Here is a 2213-nt window from a genome sequence, read left to right as displayed (position 1 = left end):
AAGCTGCACCAGGGGCCGTAGAGGCTCCGAAGTCAAGGGTGGGACGGAGTCCCATCGCGAAGCGACGCGAAGCGCCCTTGACTTTGGAGGGGCGGCCCCGTACGCAGCGCCGCCCCCACCCCCGAACCTGAATTCTGCTGATCTGAATCCGGCGGACAAACACACAGCATTCCGACACCCAGCTATCGGTAACCACGTTTGAGTAGGTATTTGGCTCCTGCCTCGAAGTCCTCGGGGCTGAGCAGATCGAACCCGAAAGCGTCCGCGAGACGGTCGGTGATGTTGAAGGCGGCGCAGACCGCCAGTGCGTCCTGGACCTGCTGAGGTGAGACGCCGGCGGCCAGCAGGCCCCGCATGTCCTGGGCGCTGACGGATCCCTCCCGCGTCAGCTTGCCGAGCATTCGCAGCGTGGCGCGCAGCGGCTCCTCGATGGGTGCCGATTCCAGGTCGGCCAGCACCGCCGCGACTCGCGGCCCGTCCTGGTAGGCCTGCGCTGCGGTCGCGGTGTGCGCGGCGATGCAGAACGCGGTCTCGTTCACTTTCGACACGTAGGCCGCCATTAGCTCCCGGTCGCCCACCGACCAGGCGGACGGTCCGCGCATCGCCTCGTGGGTGAACTCCTTGGCCCGGGCACCGTAGAAATCGGGCCGGTAGAAGACCAGCTTGGCGGCGTCCGGCACAGGGTGCCTGGAGACCAGCCGGATGAGTGCGAACAGCAGCTTGGTTCCGGCGGCGTAGCCGTTGTTGAGGATTTCAAGTCGCATTGTCCGGGCTCCCCTCGGCAGTGGCTTCGGCCAGGGCCGCCAATCCGGCTTCGTACAGCCGGGCGGACTGGCCGACCGCCGCGCATATCACCAGTTCGAAGAGCTGGTCCTCGGTGCAGCCGGACGCCTTCGCCGCGTCCAGGTCCGCTTCGGTCACCTGAGCCGGTGCGTCGGCGACCTTGCCGATCAGTGCGGCCAGCGGTGAGGAGAGGCCGTCGTTGGCAAACGCCCGCGCTCGCTGCTCGGCTGATGCCCTGCCCTCTCCGGTCAGCACGCGATCCACCAGGGCTCGGTGCGCTGCTTGCTTCTTGTCCTCGTCCGGCACGCCGCCTCCGCTTCTCTTACATGCCGCCCTGCTACATCTGTCCCTACGCGGTAGACGATTGGCACGGGGCCGAATTCGACACGTAACCCAGGAAGTCAACTACCCGCAGGTCAGGCCAGGCATTGCTATGGCGTCGGGGACAGGTACCGGTAGTCCAGGCGGGTGTTGGCCCAGGAGATGCGCGGGTCGACCAAGCGGGTGAGTTTGTAGCCCGTGGGGGTGAAGCCGTGGCGGCGCCAGAAGGCATCGCTCACAAGTTCGCCGATGTCCATTCGGCACCGCAGGCGTCGAAGGCTTGGTCGGTGGCCCAGCCCACTACGCCGGACAGCAGCGGCGGTGCCAGTTCCCTTGGACCGGACGGACGCGGTCACGGCAGCCATGCCGATCGTTGCTGTGGACAGGTGCTGACTGTCCGGGCCCGCCTGGAGCGGAGGTTGAAGAGCGCAGGGCGCAGGGCCGGTGGCCCGGCGTGGAACTTCTGTAGTTCCACGGTGAGGCTGAGCAGGTCCTTCAGGTCATTGGCATTGGCCTGGCGCACTTGGACGTCCCGCGCGTCCTGCGCGTCCTGCGTGGCCTGCACGGTCTGGATCGGGGACGACGTCGCGCGCAGGCCCTTGATCTGGTCGATGCCGAAACCGAGCTCGAACAAGGAGGTGACGACATCGTGGTGGGACGCGGAGAGGGCGATGGCGTGCTCGAAGCCGCCCAAGTCGATGAGCTGGCCGGCGAGGGCCCGGTAAAGCCGGCGGTAGATCTCGCGTTTCCCGCGCGGCGCCGAGGCGTGTTGGTGGAGGCGGATCGATGAGTGCTGGTCGTCGTGGCGGTCTGCGGGCGTGGCCGCCACGAAGCCGAGGAGGGTGCCGTCGTCCACTACGGCGATGGCCGGTCCGGTGTCGTGCCACGCCGACACCAGGCGACTGGCAACGTCCACATCGCACAGTTCCAGTCTGGCCTTGCCCGCGGGGGCGTGGTCGGCGGCGAGTAGCTCGGCCGCAGGTGCGACGAAACGTTCCTCGAACGGGATGACGTCAATGCCCATCCGGTGCTCCTCGCCTGACCTGTCCGATCGTAGCTTCGATCATGGCGGGCGCCCGCGCGGTAGGGTCTGTCTCTTATACCCATCT

Annotated in this window: 4 protein-coding genes; all 4 read right to left on the bottom strand. The window is 67.2% G+C overall.

The features are described 5' to 3' along the window. Positions 1 to 182: 182 nt before the first annotated feature. The 4 genes from ETD83_RS41315 to ETD83_RS41305 all read right to left on the bottom strand — a co-directional run bounded on the left by ETD83_RS41315 (position 183) and on the right by ETD83_RS41305 (position 2128). Positions 183 to 764 carry a carboxymuconolactone decarboxylase family protein gene (locus ETD83_RS41315; RefSeq protein WP_138650685.1) on the bottom strand — a complete coding sequence of 194 codons (582 nt, stop codon included), beginning with the start codon at positions 762 to 764 and terminating at the stop codon, positions 183 to 185. Beyond that, complete coding sequence (locus ETD83_RS41310) at positions 754 to 1089, bottom strand: hypothetical protein (protein ID WP_138650684.1); 336 nt, start codon at positions 1087 to 1089, stop codon at positions 754 to 756. Before ETD83_RS41310 ends, ETD83_RS41315 begins: the two co-directional genes overlap by 11 nt. 125 nt (positions 1090 to 1214) lie before the next feature. Beyond that, positions 1215 to 1343, bottom strand: coding sequence for a hypothetical protein (locus tag ETD83_RS45630; RefSeq protein WP_268920546.1), 129 nt, complete (start codon positions 1341 to 1343; stop codon positions 1215 to 1217). A gap of 113 nt (positions 1344 to 1456) precedes the next feature. Continuing rightward, entirely contained in the window at positions 1457 to 2128 is a 672-nt protein-coding gene (locus tag ETD83_RS41305; protein WP_138650683.1) for a hypothetical protein, read from the bottom strand. Between the last annotated feature and the right edge of the window lie 85 nt (positions 2129 to 2213).

Origin of the sequence: Actinomadura soli (genome assembly GCF_005889715.1) — a bacterium.
GTDB classification, from domain to species: Bacteria; Actinomycetota; Actinomycetes; order Streptosporangiales; family Streptosporangiaceae; genus Spirillospora; species Spirillospora soli.
This window is presented reverse-complemented; position numbering and strand designations above follow the sequence as displayed.